Source organism: Pseudomonas sp. S2_B10, assembly GCF_054668425.1.
This window is the reverse complement of the sequence record NZ_CP162768.1, coordinates 3,824,226-3,837,762: the sequence shown is the minus strand read 5'-3', so window position 1 is coordinate 3,837,762 and position 13,537 is coordinate 3,824,226. Positions and strand designations below refer to the sequence as shown.

Below are 13,537 nucleotides of genomic sequence, written 5' to 3'. Positions count from 1 at the left end.
CAGGGCTATTGAGCTCCACAGCGCTTCAGGCAGATCCATTTTGAAATGTATTCCAAGGCGTATTCCAAGCCCGTGACTGGTAAATTTTGGAATACACAAACAGCGTTGGAGTACCCATGGGAGCCCGAGCAACACGCCTTTCAGACCTAAAAATCAAAGCCGCCAAGACCAAGGACAAAGACTACACATTGACCGACGGCGACGGCCTTCAGTTACGAGTCCGAACCAACGGTTCGAGGCTTTGGAATTTCAACTACATCCATCCCGTGACCAAGAAACGGATCAACATGGGACTGGGGACATTCCCGGAACTCAGCCTGGCTCATGCGCGAAAACGCACGGTTGAAGCCAGGGAGCTGGTTGCCCAAGGACTGGACCCAAAAGAGCAACGCGATGCAGATCGCCAAGCGAAAAAAGCTGCGACAGAGCACACCTTTCAAAACGTCGCGACAGCCTGGTTTGAACTGAAGAAAGACTCCGTGACAACCGCCTACGCTGAAGACATCTGGCGCTCGCTCACGCTGCACATCTTCCCGGATCTACAAGCGACCCCGATTTCTGAAATCAGCGCGCCTCAGGTCATCAAGTTGCTTAGGCCACTTGAAACCAAAGGCAGCTTGGAAACGGTCAAGCGCCTGACCCAACGCCTCAACGAAATCATGACTTACGGGGTGAACTACGGACTCATTCATGCCAACCCCTTGAGCGGAATTCGATCGGTCTTCAAAAAACCAAGGAAGAAAAACATGGCGGCATTGCCCCCGGATGAGCTCAATGAACTCATGGTGGCAATTGCCAACGCCAGCATCAAAAGAACCACCCGATGCCTCATCGAATGGCAGCTCCACACGATCACTCGGCCAGCAGAGGCTGCAACCACTCGATGGGCTGACATCGACTTCAATAAGAAGATCTGGACGATCCCAGCGGAGCGCATGAAGAAACGCCGCACACACATCATCCCGCTCACGGAGCAAGCTTTGGCGCTTCTGGAAGCGATCAAGCCCTACAGCGGACACAGGGAGTACGTGTTTCCCGCCGACCGTAACCCCCGCACTCATTGCAACAGCCAGACCGCCAACATGGCGCTGAAGCGGATGGGGTTTGAGGGGCGACTCGTAAGCCACGGAATGCGCTCCATGGCGAGCACCATCCTGAACGAGCATGCCTGGGACGCCGAATTGATTGAGGTTGCCCTGGCTCATGTCGACAAAGATGAGGTCAGAAGCGCTTACAACCGCGCGGACTACATTGAGCGTCGACGCCCAATGATGGCCTGGTGGAGCGAGCACATTCAAAAAGCGGCCACGGGTGACTTTTCAATAGCAGCAACCCATGAAAACAGAAGCCAGAAAGTCGTCTCGATTCGTTAATCAGAGTCAACTTGATGGCGACGGCGGCGACAGCGGCGACAACCCTCGTCTGATCTGACCACGGGCGAGGCGACACACTGGCGGCCGTCGCCACCACCAGTATCGAACCTACTTTTCCGCTAACGCCGCTGCGACCGGGAAGGCTTCACCGCAACGCTTGAAGTGGCTCGCTCGACGATCTTACAAAAGGTCATAAATCTATCTAGAGCTACCGAGATCCAAGGTCTTCTACGTCAATTGCACTCCCCGATGTCCCGGTTGATCGCGAGTCGAGCGCGGAGTACACCAACGCCTCAAGAGGAGCAGTAAACGACGATACCGAGTAGTTGTAGAACGCTGAGACTACGACGCATCGGCATGCTTTCTCCTCAGTAACGATGAAAAATCTGACGTCCTAGGAGATTGTTGTCGATGCAATTGTGCGAAAAATGCGATCCACCGAGCCCTCTCTTGGATTATCGACCCCAACCATTGACCTACCCGGTCGAAGCGCTCGGTGAACTCCTGGGGGGCGCGGTAGAACGGATGGCAGAGGTCATCGGAGCACCGAAAGCCATGGCCGCACAATCGGTGCTGGCCACTGCGGCTCTAGTGACTCAAGGCCACGTTAACGTACAACTCGATGGCCGCACCTATCCGCTGTCTCTGTATTTGCTAACGATCGCATCATCAGGCGACCGTAAAAGTGCAGTGGATCATCAAGCTCTCTCTGCAGCGCATAACTGGGAGCGAGAGCAGTGGTCTGTGTACACGGAAAAGCTCAATGCCTACCAATCTGCCATCCGCCTTGCGGCCAAGGCCCAGCGACAGGCAAAGCATGAAATCTGTGAACTCTCCGACCCCGTCCAGCCCAGACTGATTTCCACCGACCCTACCATCGAAGGCCTCACAAAAAACTTGCGTTATGGGCTACCAAGCATGGGCTTGTTCAATGACGAAGGTGGTCAATTCCTCGGTGGCAGCACCATGAGTAAAGAGAACCAGCTCAAAGCAATCACCACACTGTCGAAAATATGGGATGGCAGTCCGATTGATCGGACACGGTCCTCGCCCGGGGAAAGCCTGCGAGCCTATGATCGTCGTCTCAGCATGCATCTGATGCTGCAGCCGTGCCTGGCTCACCAATTCCTCAAAGATCCAATGATCAATGGCCAAGGTGTGCTCGGCAGATTCCTGATCAGTTGGCCCGAACGTTTGATCGGTCAGCGCCTGTACCAGGCAGTAGATCTGACGCAAGACCCCAAGATCCAACGCTACCAAACGCATATCACTGATCTGCTGAAGAAACCGTTAGCAACCAACAAGGACGGATCGCTCAAGCTCACGACATTGGAATTGACGCATAGCGCCCGCATGGCCTGGATTGATATTCACGACACCATAGAGTGCCAGTCTGGCGAGTTCGGTGAGCTGGCCGGCGTTCAGTCCGTCGCGAGTAAAGCTGCTGCCAATATTCTGCGCATCGCGGGGGTTCTGGCGGTAATCGAAGAAGCCACTGCCTTGAACGAGGAGCATATTCAGCGCGCTTCAACGCTAATGGACTATTACCTCGCCGAGATCCAGCGTTTGACTGAGCAAGAGCCGGTTAACCCTCTAAGAGAAGAAGCGGATCGTTTGCTACGCTGGCTGAAACAGAAAGGCTGGACCCGCTTTACCATCCGAGACATCAATCGCAACGGCCCTCGCTTTGCACGCAAGAGCTGTAAGCACACCGCCACGCTCCTCGTTGAGTTACTCACAGCGAACTGTGTGAAATGCCAAGACGCCAAGACTTTCGAGGTGTGCCGTGTTCCGTCTGAATGACGCAGTACGCCGCTTTCATTCGAAAAATCGGACGCCCCCTGTCCTGCGGTGTGTCGCCACGTCCGTCGCCAATCTGTCGCCAGATGCCAACCGTGGCATCCCGCAGGTTGTCGCCAGTGTCGCCGCTGTCGCCGCTGTCGCCGCATCCAACTCAGATCGTGTCGACATCAAACTGCTCATCCAGCAATTGCGTAATGACGGGGTGGTGCTGCACCTCCATGAAAACACTCTGCACATCCGACCGAGACACTGGCATCAGCTGGAGCAAATCAACGGATGCTGGAAAGCTGTGCTTCTCTTCCTTCAAACGAATGAAAATGGATGATTAGGGTGAGGATCGATCAGCGTGAGAACCATGACGATGGCTATCTCCAACTGCTGACTGATCAAAGGCTTGCGGGCTACGCCAAATTCAGAAGACGAAAGTATCGGATGCAGACAACTCTGCGCCCAACATTAGGAAGCACTCGATAGCCGGTTTTCGGATTGACGGCAAATGTCAGTGGATGCAATTTAGAAGCTCACACTAGCCGCCAGGATCTTCGAGACGGCACTGCGGTTTCCCGCAGGATCCTCCCAAAACGCATCGCTTCCGGAAGCGCGGACAGTCGACCTGTATGTCGACGGAAGCATGATTTTCCCTCACCCAAGACGGGCCTCCCCGTCTTGGGGCAGGCCTTTTATAATTTTGGAGGCCTTAATGAAAAATCGACTGGCAATGTACAAAGCCCTAAAGGCGATTAACGTGCCTGAGCAGCGAATCGAAGCAGTTATCCGAGCGATGGATTCTGATATGCATTCATCCTTTCCAGGTACATCTGGTCCCGACTTCGAACAATTTCGGGCAGAGCTGTCCTGGCTTCGGGAGAGTCTCATTATAGATATTGGCGTGATGCTCTCACTCGTGGTGGCGACTCTCTTCACTGGGATTGCGTTTATCCGCTGACAAAGGCTCTCTTCCAGCAACACCGAGAACCACCTGCTCCAGGACAGGTGGTTTTTTATTGCTCCACTTCCAGTCACTGGACCGCGCAGGCAGTGTCGACTAGGCCGTGCCCCGCTGGCTAAGTGCATGAGTGGCTAGGGGCAGCTATCGGCCAGAAGCGGACACACTTAGTCTAAGAAATAGTTGCTGACTATGTCCTATGGGGCGCAATATCGGGAAGCATGCCGGGGCTACTTAGGGGGCGCTGCATTGGATGTATAGAAAATCAAAAGTACTTCACCCCAACATCTAAAATACTACCTATTTAATCACTATCTAAGCGTGACAAGATAATAAAAGGTCGCCATCAAAAAAAACAGCGACCGTTATATTGGCCAGAGATGTTTAAAAATTAATGGGGTCACCGGGTGTTACGAATTTTCGTGCCTGATGCAGGCTCTTGTTTCTCATTAGAATCACGAACAATAAAATTGACGGAACTTTCTAGTCTCAGCCCTGATCTAATTGACTCTGGCCATTCTTGCATGGCTTGTTGAGCTTTGATGACCTGCTGCGCCAATACACTTGACTTTTTCATTTTCCCCACTCCGTATTTAGTCTGCTGAGAGTTTAACATCCAGTTTCCCAAGAAGGTTTGGAATTTCACGACCGACTATCAGTTGTTCAAGCTGAAGGTAGGTGTCAATATACCGAACGATACGGGGCTGATGACCCATTTCCCGCCAGTCTACGGCCCTCCCATCGTCATCTTTACGCGGCCGACTCGGCTCAAAAATTTCTTGATACTGACGTGGGGCGATGCCTTGGAACGGCTCAAAATTCACCTGGGTTCTCGATGCGGTCGGCGCATCAATGCTAATCGAGTCCTGGTGTAACTGCTTGGCTTTGCTCTTCGGATACGGCTCGATATAAACGACACGCTTGATACCACTCGCCACAATATGCCGAGCACACATATGGCAGGGAAATGTCGTGCAGTACAGCGTCGCTCCAGCGACGGACACTCCTAACCGTGCGGCTGACATCAGCGCAGCCATTTCAGCGTGAACGCTCCTGCCAAACTCCAGAATATTCATTATCCTACTGTTTTTTAGTATTTTTTTGTCTGTCCCGGAAATCAAATTTTGTACCAGTGAGCTAATATCTTGTTCTGTTGCCTTGGCTGAAAGTAAGCCATTTGTATTTAGGCGCTCGAGCATTTCTCCCAAAACCTGTACCCGCTCGTCTGCCATTGAGTCGACACCTTTTTGGAAGTCACGAGCGTCATCTTTATCCCCCGGCCAATACAAATCGCCTCCGGACTTAGGGACGTCGTTGCATCCTACTGCGATAATATCTCCCTCTGGCTTCAAGATAGCAGCACCAACTTGTCGGTTTAGATCTGCTGACCGCAGCGCGGCAGATCTAGCGTGATATATGCCATGCTCGTCGCGTGAGGGTGTGAGGAAGGAATTCCCAAATATGAGTTGTAGAAAACGACCTATCTGAAAATCTATGGTTGATTTGTTCCTCCCGTCGACAAAAAGGTCAGCTAAGGGAAAAGCATCTTTTACATCTTGACCCAGAGGGATGCTTTCTTCCTGTTCGTCCTTTTGAACTAATGCCTCGGCAATCGCACGTGGGTTAGTCCCTACTCCGAACTGGGACCTGCTTATTTTTTCAGATAGCGCGGTTACGCGGACATCGCGAGGTGAGTAGACCGAAATAAGAAAAAATCCTTTTCCATACACGGCTCGGAGCATTTCAACTTCTTTAGGATGCTTCAATGACCTCAAAATAAACGCGTGTCTTGAGGGCTTCCCACCGCTGTGGTCATCTCGAAGTTGGCGGATTGCTGCTAATCCCAGCATCGCTACTGCGGCGCCCTCGTTACCCTCAACCCTGAGTCTCGTTCCCGCGTCCATTAGCGCTGTTATGCGTTCAGCTTCAGGCTTTGAGCTGTGAGAAATATCAAAAAAGCTTTCTATCTGTTCGCTGAGCCTCACGACATGAGGAGTGTACTCAAGGCCATTAAGTTGGCTTTTCAATACCGCGATAACGGGGTCAAGGTTTACGCCAATCGGCCCTACTAACCCGAAGACCAGTTCGGGGTCTTTCTTGGGAGTTAAAGACGAGACCTCCACTCCGGGGGGCGAGCCCTGATCAAGTTTTCGCCGATTTCGGCTTCTGCCTCCTGTGGATTTTTCGGCCATCACATCACCAAGTTTTGGTTTTATCGGTCTGAAGGATGCGTAAACGGAGAGCAGGATGACTTATCGGTTCGCGACGCCTGCGTCTCCAACCTTTACCTTAGCTATTTTTTCTCAAATATCCTGTTGCCGGAAGGCGAATTACTTCGGCTGAGAGATTCTTTCGCTTCGGTGCTTCCAAACCTCCAAAGCACTCAGCTGTGAACGGCTGCTACTGGCCGCGGCTGTGTAAAAACGATTTTCAGCGCGATTGGAACCCAGTGTTGTACTGAGAATCGAATTTCTAAGCAAAATCCAGATCGGCTGAGCAGCCGATGATTTTCAGATTTCGCATAGACGCGCAAACTTCAACACTACATAGAAAATCGCTTATTATTAATTAGGTCTAAGAGTTGGTCGAGCTCACTTTAGCTTCGCTCAGGGAATATAGTTTGAACCGGGGATCAATTATTCACGAGTTCAAATTTTTCCTGTGTATCCACCGGCCTCGCACCTCCCTCGCTAGCCTGGTCACGTATAGGAAAGTCGATTCCAAAAAATAATATATCTTCCAATAGATTGTTTTTTCCTTGAGAACACTTTAAATTGCATTCTTTTGGCAATGTGCCATCCTCAGCTCAGGCCAACAGATTCTGACGAGTCGTTTTTTTTAAAAAGTCTAAAAAAGGATATGGAATGAAAATTGCTGATGACCCATTCATTAAATACAAAGTGCATCTAGAGCGCCGCAAGCGTCAACGAATCGTAATGTCGGTAGTGCCTATCGCACTTGGAATGCTTTTGCTATTTGGACTTCAATATTTCCCATACTTAAATAACGAAGTGTTTCAGTTTTATGGTGTGTATTTATCCCCCTACCCAACGCTTATTTCATTAGCACTGTCTTGCATGGTTGCAGGGGGTGGGTATTTGTTGTATTGGTATTTGCAAACAGGTTTTAAAAATGACTACGAGGACACACTTCATGACTATAATTATAACCATGAGATAAGGTCGGGTAATTTTGGCAATTACATCAGCACTGAAAATAGTCATGAGTTAGAGAGCGTCCACAAAAAACTCACTGCGCTTGAGGCGCAACTTCAAGAAGTAGAGAATCGTTTAGATTTTTCCCCTGGAGCTATCGATGAGCTTTTCGATCAGATGAAGGAAAAGCTAACTACGAGCGTAGGTAGCGAAATGTTAAACGACGTTCGAAAAGTGTATGAAAAAGAACTTGGGATTGATGGGGCCGAGGCAAAGCTCACTCAGGCGCACCAAAAAACCTCAATAAGATTGGAGCGTGAAATCGAAACGCTAGGGCGAAGAGGCAGTACAAATCTAACACTAGGGGTGGTCACAACCTTAATTGGTCTGTTTTTACTTACGGCTTTCATATTTATGAAAAACGACTTCCCACTTGGATCAATGGAATACTTGATTAATTTTACGCCACGACTTTCATTGGTCGTTTTTGTAGAGGTTTTTGCATATTTTTTCTTGCGACTCTATAAGGCAGGGCTCTCGGAAATAAAATACTTTCAAAACGAGCTGACTAATCTAGAGTCAAAGCACATCGCGTTGATGGCAGCATTAAGAAGTCAAGATTCAAACATGATGAATAAAGTAATTGAGGCTGTTGCGGCTACGGAAAGAAATCAAATTATTGAGAAAGGGCAAACTACCGTTGAAATACAAAAAATGCAAATGGATAAAGATCATTTTATAGAGGTAGCGAAAACCATTGCCTCCATCGTTCCAAAACGGTAGTTGCAAGTTCCAGTTTTAGAGCTTTTTCCTCGTTATTTACTTAATGATTGCGAAGTATTTTTGGTCAATCAAGATCTAGTTATGCAGCTATAAAGGCGGTGATCCTGACTGTGTTTCGACCTGCCCTTCCGACGTGGTATAAAATACTATGAATGTTATCGAAGGGTCGTAAGCGGACGAAGTCAGTCGTGATCGGCTGATATCGGCCCAACGCTATCCTTGGTGGTGGGGGGGCAATCGGCTATTAGCCGACAACCGTATAAACTGAGCAGGATGGCTGTTTACGAAATGTAGGAAGGGCTAAGCGCTAGCGAGCCAAGGCGGACATCAAGCGATCCCAAAAGTAAGTGCGGTATTAAAAAACCACGCTCATTGTTAAGCTTAATTCCTCTGAGGCACTAGCGACCTCTCTATAGTCTGCTTGAATTCCAATATTTTTTATTGGTAAATTTAACTTTGCGGCCACGCTCAGGCTTTTATTGGCTTCCCTTGTTAGGTTGATACAAATATTTTGTTCCTTTATTTGGTTGCTTTGATGGCCGCGCTGCTCTACGAGCCCACGTAGCACAGAGTCATTCCAAAGCAGGTTTTTACGGAGGTACTGCTCGGCTCCTGTAATGTCAGGTTGTGCGCCGGAATAGCTACTGCTAATTGAAAATACGTTTTTTAGAACTTTTGAAATTGAGCTTTCATAACATACTTCGGCTGTCGCTAGAGTAGTTCGGCCTTCTAGATTGAGAGTGGAGGTTGCCCCTTCTTTTGTAATGTCCACTTGCTTGATCTGCACCTTTGACGCACCTAGAATCTGGCAAAGCCTAGTAAAGTGGCGCATTTTTTCCATTGAAAATACTTCTTTAGCCTCCGGCAGTTCCGCATATACGTCTCTATCGTAGGGGCTTTGGATAAGTATATTGCCATGCCTCACCTGATCAGAGTCAAGGATGTTGGTCAGGGCAAGGCATTCTTCTTTTGAAGATAGCGCGGAGGTCGGCAAAACAAACGCTTCTTCACTATATAAAAAACTCCGTTCCTCTGGTGGCAAGTCGTAGCGACAGAGCTCGATATCTGACTCGTTAAGGACTAAGATCGCTCTGCGCTTGGAGTGAAGTTCCGGAAACAATGACATTCAGATTTTTACTCTCGCTTACTAGTGGCGACTATTAATGAATCTAACTATCCAGCTGATTATTTCCTGGATCCATCTCATGCCTCCTGCCAAAGAATTGCGTTGATATCTTTTTTTTTGATAAATTCGCAGATTATGGAGAAGCTCATCTAGTTTTGGTGCATCGACGGTTCGGTTTACTCGGGATAGAAACGTTTTCATTTGAATATTAACATCAACATCATCAGGACTATTTTGACTATCAATCAAACACACAATCGGTGCCGATCTTCCGAGCGAATCACTTTCGGATGTTATTATCTGCGCTACGAAATAATTTTTAAGATGGAATATTTTCCATCCATCTCCAGAGGCTGCTAGTTTCCCGTCTGCGGTCACATGGGATATTTTCGACAAGGTTTTCTGTCTCTGTTCTGAGACTGAAATTATCTCGCTATTTTCGTTGAGCATAGTGTCGCCAGACCTATTGTCGAGCGCCTGCGCGTAAAACGCTAGAGCCTTCATACAGTCCCCATAACCTGGATTAAATGCTGAACTGTCGACTTCATTCTGGAGTCGACATCAAATGATCCGAGGATTACTTTTGGTCGTGCATTTAGCTTAGAAAGCCCGGCCTCAAGCTGCACTCTTATGAAGTCGTCTCTAAAGTCTCCCTTGACCGCAGAGCTGGCAGTAAGATAGCCATCAATTTTATCCATGTGAGTGACTATCACTATAAGAGTCGGTGCTTTCTTGCCGTTGTCCTTCAGCGCTTTCTGCCACACTTCTGCAAGCCCTAGGTCTCGCTGGACACGACCAACATCAATACAAGAGGCTTTGATTAGGTACAGGGCGTAGTCAGCTGTTTTGTATAGCCTATGCCAATCCTCTTTAGCATCTGCGCCACCAGGGACGTCAAGCGTTGCTTTGAGTTCGAATTTTAAATCTTGCAAAGAAAGTCGATTGGACGCAACTCTCTCATTCGAAACTGTTTGGGCATTAACTGTATTGAGGGTGCCAGTGCTCAGAAAATGTAGCAAAGTGCTTTTTCCGGCACCCCTCGCTCCAAGCACGGCGATTCTCTTCCCCGAAATCTTGATTACGATTTTGTCCCAAGCGTCAGTTATAATTGTGAAAGGCGAGAGAATTGCTTCAATGACGTCGTCGAACATGCTCATGAGAGATTCCAATCCGTGGTGCTTAAGCAGTTTTCGGCTACCTAACCAGATACTTTAGTTGTTGGTGAAGGCTGTCTATAGATTTGACCCGCCGCTGTTGCTGTCAGTTGGGGCCGAAGGCGGAGGGTCGCCAAAAGCTTACGAAACAAATGTCCAAGTAGACCCCATAATACCATTCGCAGTGGATGCATTCTGCTCTTGCCAACGGAAAGCACGGTCGAATCAAAGCACTCCGCGAGGAGGATTGATCTCTCACGTTGAAAACGTCATAACGAGCGCCCCGACTCCTGGCCAAACTCTGAACCTACAGCCTTGGGATGAATGTCCGCAATGGGTCGAAAGTGGTAACTCACTAACGTCCGCTTTTGGCCGTTTTCTGCCCGTCGCGAAACGGTAGCCCCCCCTAACCACCCCATTTTAACTGCTAGTTATCATCCCCCCAGACCTTCGGCAGAAAGCTCTCGGTCAACCTGGATATCAATGTTGTCGACTTGCACGCCTATGCGATTCACGGCGTCAATCGCCAAGGCAACTCCGCACTCCGCCTTTCCCACAGCTCCCTGCGCAGGCGTGGCTTGGGGACCATGCCGCACCTGCGCAGGGAGCCGACAAGGCCGAAGGCCGCGTCAGCACCACAGGCAGTCGATGAATATGCATCTATCACAGCTGCTGTCCCTGCCCAATAAAGCGCAACTCATGAGAAGGGCCGTCACTGCAAACCGCAGTGACGGCCCCGCCGACGCCTCAACATCACGGGCAAATCCTGAATCCTAAAACGTGCGGCATACATGATGATGCCCCCATACACTGGCCCAGCAAAAACCTATGACGACAGGTTCGAGAGTCGTCATCCCAACAGCGCAAAACTCCTGCAAGCGCTGATCCAGCTGGATGGAGTTAGCCAGGTATGCAAGGTTCCAGAAGCATACCGACCCATACCCATGGGACGGAGCCGCCTTTGTCTGTAGACCTATTCCCTAATATGCCGCTACTACGCTGTCCCAAATAGCAGACCTTTGCGCAATGGCAACTGCTTCCACTTAACAATCCCATCAATTTCCTTGGAGTACTCATCCATATCAAAAACTAACTCATCCCGCTCCACCTCCGTCCGACCTTCCAGCAGGAAGGAAGACGGACGTCTCAGCCGAGACACCGGTGTTTCCTGAACACCATGCCCCTGCCCTTCGGGGATCTCGCCTAGCGAGTTGGCACCAACACTTACCAATGATTTTCAGGAAAGGACAACAGCACAAAACAAAGCTAGTGAGTGGATGGGATATGGACGATTTGACCTACACCCTGCGGCAACTTTGCCGGCGCAATCGCGATGGCAGTCACAACACTCAGGCTGACCGTATCCGCTCATTGGGGCTGATCGCTCGCCAGCTGCGTGAGGTTGGCTTCCGCCAGATGAAAGCCCCCTCGCTCAAGGGCAAACACGTACAGGCACTGCAGGATCGATGGCAAGGCGAAGGACTGTCAGTAGGCACCATCAAAAATCGGCTTGCGCACCTTCGATGGTGGGCTGAAAAGATCGGCAAGGCTGGCATTCTCCCCGCGGACAACACACAACTGGGTGTGGCCGAACGGTGCTTTGTCACTAACGTCAGCAAAGCTCAGGAACTGGGAACAGACCTTGGCAAGATCACCGATGCCCATGTACGCATGAGTCTCCAACTTCAGTCCGCGTTTGGACTACGCCGTGAAGAAGCGATCAAATTTCAGCCCAAGTATGCGGATCAGGGAGATCACATTCTCCTCAAGGGCTCATGGACGAAGGGTGGGCGTGATCGCTTTGTTCCGATCACTACTTCGCAACAGCGCGAGGTGCTGAACGCGGCACATCAGCTAGCGGGAGCCAGCTCATTAATCCCGGCTCAGAAAACGTATATCCGGCAGAGAAACACCTACGATGGTCAGTGCAAGGCAGCAGGCCTTAGCCACATGCATGGGCTGCGTCATCATTACGCACAAAGCCGTTACGTAGCTTTGACAGGATGGAAGGCTCCGGCGGCAGGAGGAATCTCGGCCAAGGAATTGACCCCAATGCAGCGTTCTCAAGACCGTACCGCTCGACAAATTATCAGCCGCGAACTCGGGCATGAGAGAACACAAATTACCGCGACTTACCTCGGTCGGTAGTTCAGTGCGTTCGACGTCAATACTCAACACCCCGAATCTGAAGGTGGTGGTGAGCGCTGACAGGGAGAAGCCTCATACAACATTAGGAAACAGTCGAAAACCGATTACCGGATTGACAGCAAAAGGCCTCAGGGGCATTTTTGCTATGCATCTGGCTGATTCGTTCAGCACCCCAGCCGTCAGGATCTTCAAGACGGCGCTGCGGTTCTCCGCAGGATCCACCAAATGACCGCATAGCTTCCGGCAGCGCGGACAGTCGACTTGAATGTCGATGGAAGCATGACTTTCCCACCCACGACGGGCCTTTCCCGTCGTGGGGAAGGCCTTTTTTTGTTTTAGGAGGCCTTAATGAAAATGGAACTGGCAATGTATCAGGCACTGCGCGCAATCGACGTACCTGAGCTCAAAGCCGAAGCTGTTATCCAAGCATTGGAATCTGACATGCTCACACTACTCGCAACGAAAAGTGATCTCATCAATTTAGAGCAGCGACTCACTACTGAGTTGGCCAAGACTGATCATCGGCTGACGTCCGAAATAGCCAAAATTGATCATCGGTTGACTGCAGAGATCGCTAAATCTGATCTCAAATTGTCCATTCGCATGGCTTCCATGCTCGCCGTAACTATCGGCATCTTGATCGGAGCGATGAAAGTTTTCGTATAGTTTCTTTACGATTACTGAGACCACGAAAATCACCTGTCCTTCGACAGGTGATTTTTTTGTAAGCGCATGTCCAACTCACCGTGACAAAATCAGGCCGGTAGCCACTGATGCGGTAACCATTGCCCCATTTTACTCGCTTTTTGTATCGGCAAACGAGTCAGCATATCTCTCAGATAGGAATACGGTTCATGCCCGTTCATGAGTCCCGACTCGATTAAACTCACGGTAGCCGCCTTTTTGACACTGCGAAACGCCCCGGCGAACAATCAGGTTGAGCGCTAATCTGCCCATGGCCGGATCTGGCGCTCCACTTGGTTGTTGTCGAATGAATCGAAGATCCAGGTCAAAATTAAAGGGATCAAAGTCTCTGAAATGAGGCTAGT

At 49.8% G+C, this 13,537-nt stretch carries 12 protein-coding genes and 1 pseudogene; 7 read left to right on the top strand and 6 right to left on the bottom strand.

Going from position 1 to position 13,537, the window contains the following annotated elements; genetic code table 11:
* Window positions 1-116: 116 nt before the first annotated feature.
* The 4 genes from AB4O45_RS17065 (at window position 117) to AB4O45_RS17050 (ending at window position 4,122) form a co-directional block, all read left to right on the top strand.
* Window positions 117-1,373, top strand: coding sequence for an integrase domain-containing protein (locus AB4O45_RS17065; protein ID WP_460160357.1), 1,257 nt, complete (start codon window positions 117-119; stop codon window positions 1,371-1,373).
* 411 nt (window positions 1,374-1,784) lie between these two features.
* Complete coding sequence (locus AB4O45_RS17060) at window positions 1,785-3,176, top strand: YfjI family protein (RefSeq protein ID WP_460160356.1); 1,392 nt, start codon at window positions 1,785-1,787, stop codon at window positions 3,174-3,176.
* Window positions 3,160-3,501, top strand: coding sequence for a hypothetical protein (locus tag AB4O45_RS17055; RefSeq protein WP_460160355.1), 342 nt, complete (start codon window positions 3,160-3,162; stop codon window positions 3,499-3,501). The genes AB4O45_RS17060 and AB4O45_RS17055 overlap by 17 nt, the downstream gene beginning before the upstream one ends.
* Window positions 3,502-3,876: 375 nt before the next feature.
* The gene (locus tag AB4O45_RS17050) at window positions 3,877-4,122 is read left to right on the top strand and encodes a hypothetical protein (RefSeq protein ID WP_460160354.1); all 246 of its coding nucleotides are present in this window, start codon (window positions 3,877-3,879) and stop codon (window positions 4,120-4,122) included.
* Between the two features lie 400 nt (window positions 4,123-4,522).
* Here the strand turns inward: AB4O45_RS17050 and AB4O45_RS17045 are convergent, their stop codons facing one another.
* On the bottom strand, window positions 4,523-4,699 hold the full coding sequence (locus tag AB4O45_RS17045) for a hypothetical protein (RefSeq protein ID WP_460160353.1): 177 nt from the start codon (window positions 4,697-4,699) through the stop codon (window positions 4,523-4,525).
* A 16-nt stretch (window positions 4,700-4,715) separates the two neighbouring features.
* Window positions 4,716-6,314, bottom strand: coding sequence for an anti-phage dCTP deaminase (locus AB4O45_RS17040; RefSeq protein ID WP_460160352.1), 1,599 nt, complete (start codon window positions 6,312-6,314; stop codon window positions 4,716-4,718).
* A 672-nt stretch (window positions 6,315-6,986) separates the two neighbouring features.
* Between AB4O45_RS17040 and AB4O45_RS17035 the strand changes: the two genes are divergently transcribed.
* The gene (locus tag AB4O45_RS17035; RefSeq protein WP_460160351.1) at window positions 6,987-8,060 is read left to right on the top strand and encodes a hypothetical protein; all 1,074 of its coding nucleotides are present in this window, start codon (window positions 6,987-6,989) and stop codon (window positions 8,058-8,060) included.
* Between the two features lie 355 nt (window positions 8,061-8,415).
* Here the strand turns inward: AB4O45_RS17035 and AB4O45_RS17030 are convergent, their stop codons facing one another.
* From AB4O45_RS17030 to AB4O45_RS17020, 3 genes are read right to left on the bottom strand one after another with little or no spacing between them, the layout of a single operon-like run.
* A complete protein-coding gene (locus AB4O45_RS17030; protein WP_460160350.1) occupies window positions 8,416-9,186 on the bottom strand; it encodes a hypothetical protein in 771 nt (256 codons plus the stop codon).
* Window positions 9,187-9,207: 21 nt separating this feature from the next.
* The gene (locus tag AB4O45_RS17025; RefSeq protein WP_460160349.1) at window positions 9,208-9,690 is read right to left on the bottom strand and encodes a hypothetical protein; all 483 of its coding nucleotides are present in this window, start codon (window positions 9,688-9,690) and stop codon (window positions 9,208-9,210) included.
* On the bottom strand, window positions 9,687-10,343 hold the full coding sequence (locus AB4O45_RS17020) for an ADP-ribosylation factor-like protein (protein WP_460160348.1): 657 nt from the start codon (window positions 10,341-10,343) through the stop codon (window positions 9,687-9,689). Before AB4O45_RS17020 ends, AB4O45_RS17025 begins: the two co-directional genes overlap by 4 nt.
* Before the next feature lie 1,281 nt (window positions 10,344-11,624).
* On the opposite strand from AB4O45_RS17020, the gene AB4O45_RS17015 reads away from it, so the two are divergent.
* Complete coding sequence (locus tag AB4O45_RS17015) at window positions 11,625-12,488, top strand: phage integrase N-terminal domain-containing protein (RefSeq protein WP_460160347.1); 864 nt, start codon at window positions 11,625-11,627, stop codon at window positions 12,486-12,488.
* Between the two features lie 348 nt (window positions 12,489-12,836).
* The gene (locus AB4O45_RS17010) at window positions 12,837-13,154 is read left to right on the top strand and encodes a hypothetical protein (protein WP_460160346.1); all 318 of its coding nucleotides are present in this window, start codon (window positions 12,837-12,839) and stop codon (window positions 13,152-13,154) included.
* A gap of 89 nt (window positions 13,155-13,243) precedes the next feature.
* Here the strand turns inward: AB4O45_RS17010 and AB4O45_RS17005 are convergent.
* A pseudogene (locus AB4O45_RS17005) lies at window positions 13,244-13,477 on the bottom strand (transposase domain-containing protein); the annotation flags it as partial.
* Window positions 13,478-13,537: the final 60 nt, after the last annotated feature.

What these genes read in the sequence shown, in the direction of transcription:
- AB4O45_RS17015 (WP_460160347.1), top strand. Translation starts at nt 11,625, where the DNA reads ATGGACGATTTGACCTACACCCTGCGGCAACTTTGCCGGCGCAATCGC.
- AB4O45_RS17035 (WP_460160351.1), top strand. Translation starts at nt 6,987, where the DNA reads ATGAAAATTGCTGATGACCCATTCATTAAATACAAAGTGCATCTAGAG.
- AB4O45_RS17040 (WP_460160352.1), bottom strand. Translation starts at nt 6,314, where the DNA reads ATGGCCGAAAAATCCACAGGAGGCAGAAGCCGAAATCGGCGAAAACTT.
- AB4O45_RS17020 (WP_460160348.1), bottom strand. Translation starts at nt 10,343, where the DNA reads ATGAGCATGTTCGACGACGTCATTGAAGCAATTCTCTCGCCTTTCACA.
- AB4O45_RS17025 (WP_460160349.1), bottom strand. Translation starts at nt 9,690, where the DNA reads ATGAAGGCTCTAGCGTTTTACGCGCAGGCGCTCGACAATAGGTCTGGC.
- AB4O45_RS17060 (WP_460160356.1), top strand. Translation starts at nt 1,785, where the DNA reads ATGCAATTGTGCGAAAAATGCGATCCACCGAGCCCTCTCTTGGATTAT.
- AB4O45_RS17045 (WP_460160353.1), bottom strand. Translation starts at nt 4,699, where the DNA reads ATGAAAAAGTCAAGTGTATTGGCGCAGCAGGTCATCAAAGCTCAACAA.
- AB4O45_RS17065 (WP_460160357.1), top strand. Translation starts at nt 117, where the DNA reads ATGGGAGCCCGAGCAACACGCCTTTCAGACCTAAAAATCAAAGCCGCC.
- AB4O45_RS17050 (WP_460160354.1), top strand. Translation starts at nt 3,877, where the DNA reads ATGAAAAATCGACTGGCAATGTACAAAGCCCTAAAGGCGATTAACGTG.
- AB4O45_RS17010 (WP_460160346.1), top strand. Translation starts at nt 12,837, where the DNA reads ATGAAAATGGAACTGGCAATGTATCAGGCACTGCGCGCAATCGACGTA.
- AB4O45_RS17030 (WP_460160350.1), bottom strand. Translation starts at nt 9,186, where the DNA reads ATGTCATTGTTTCCGGAACTTCACTCCAAGCGCAGAGCGATCTTAGTC.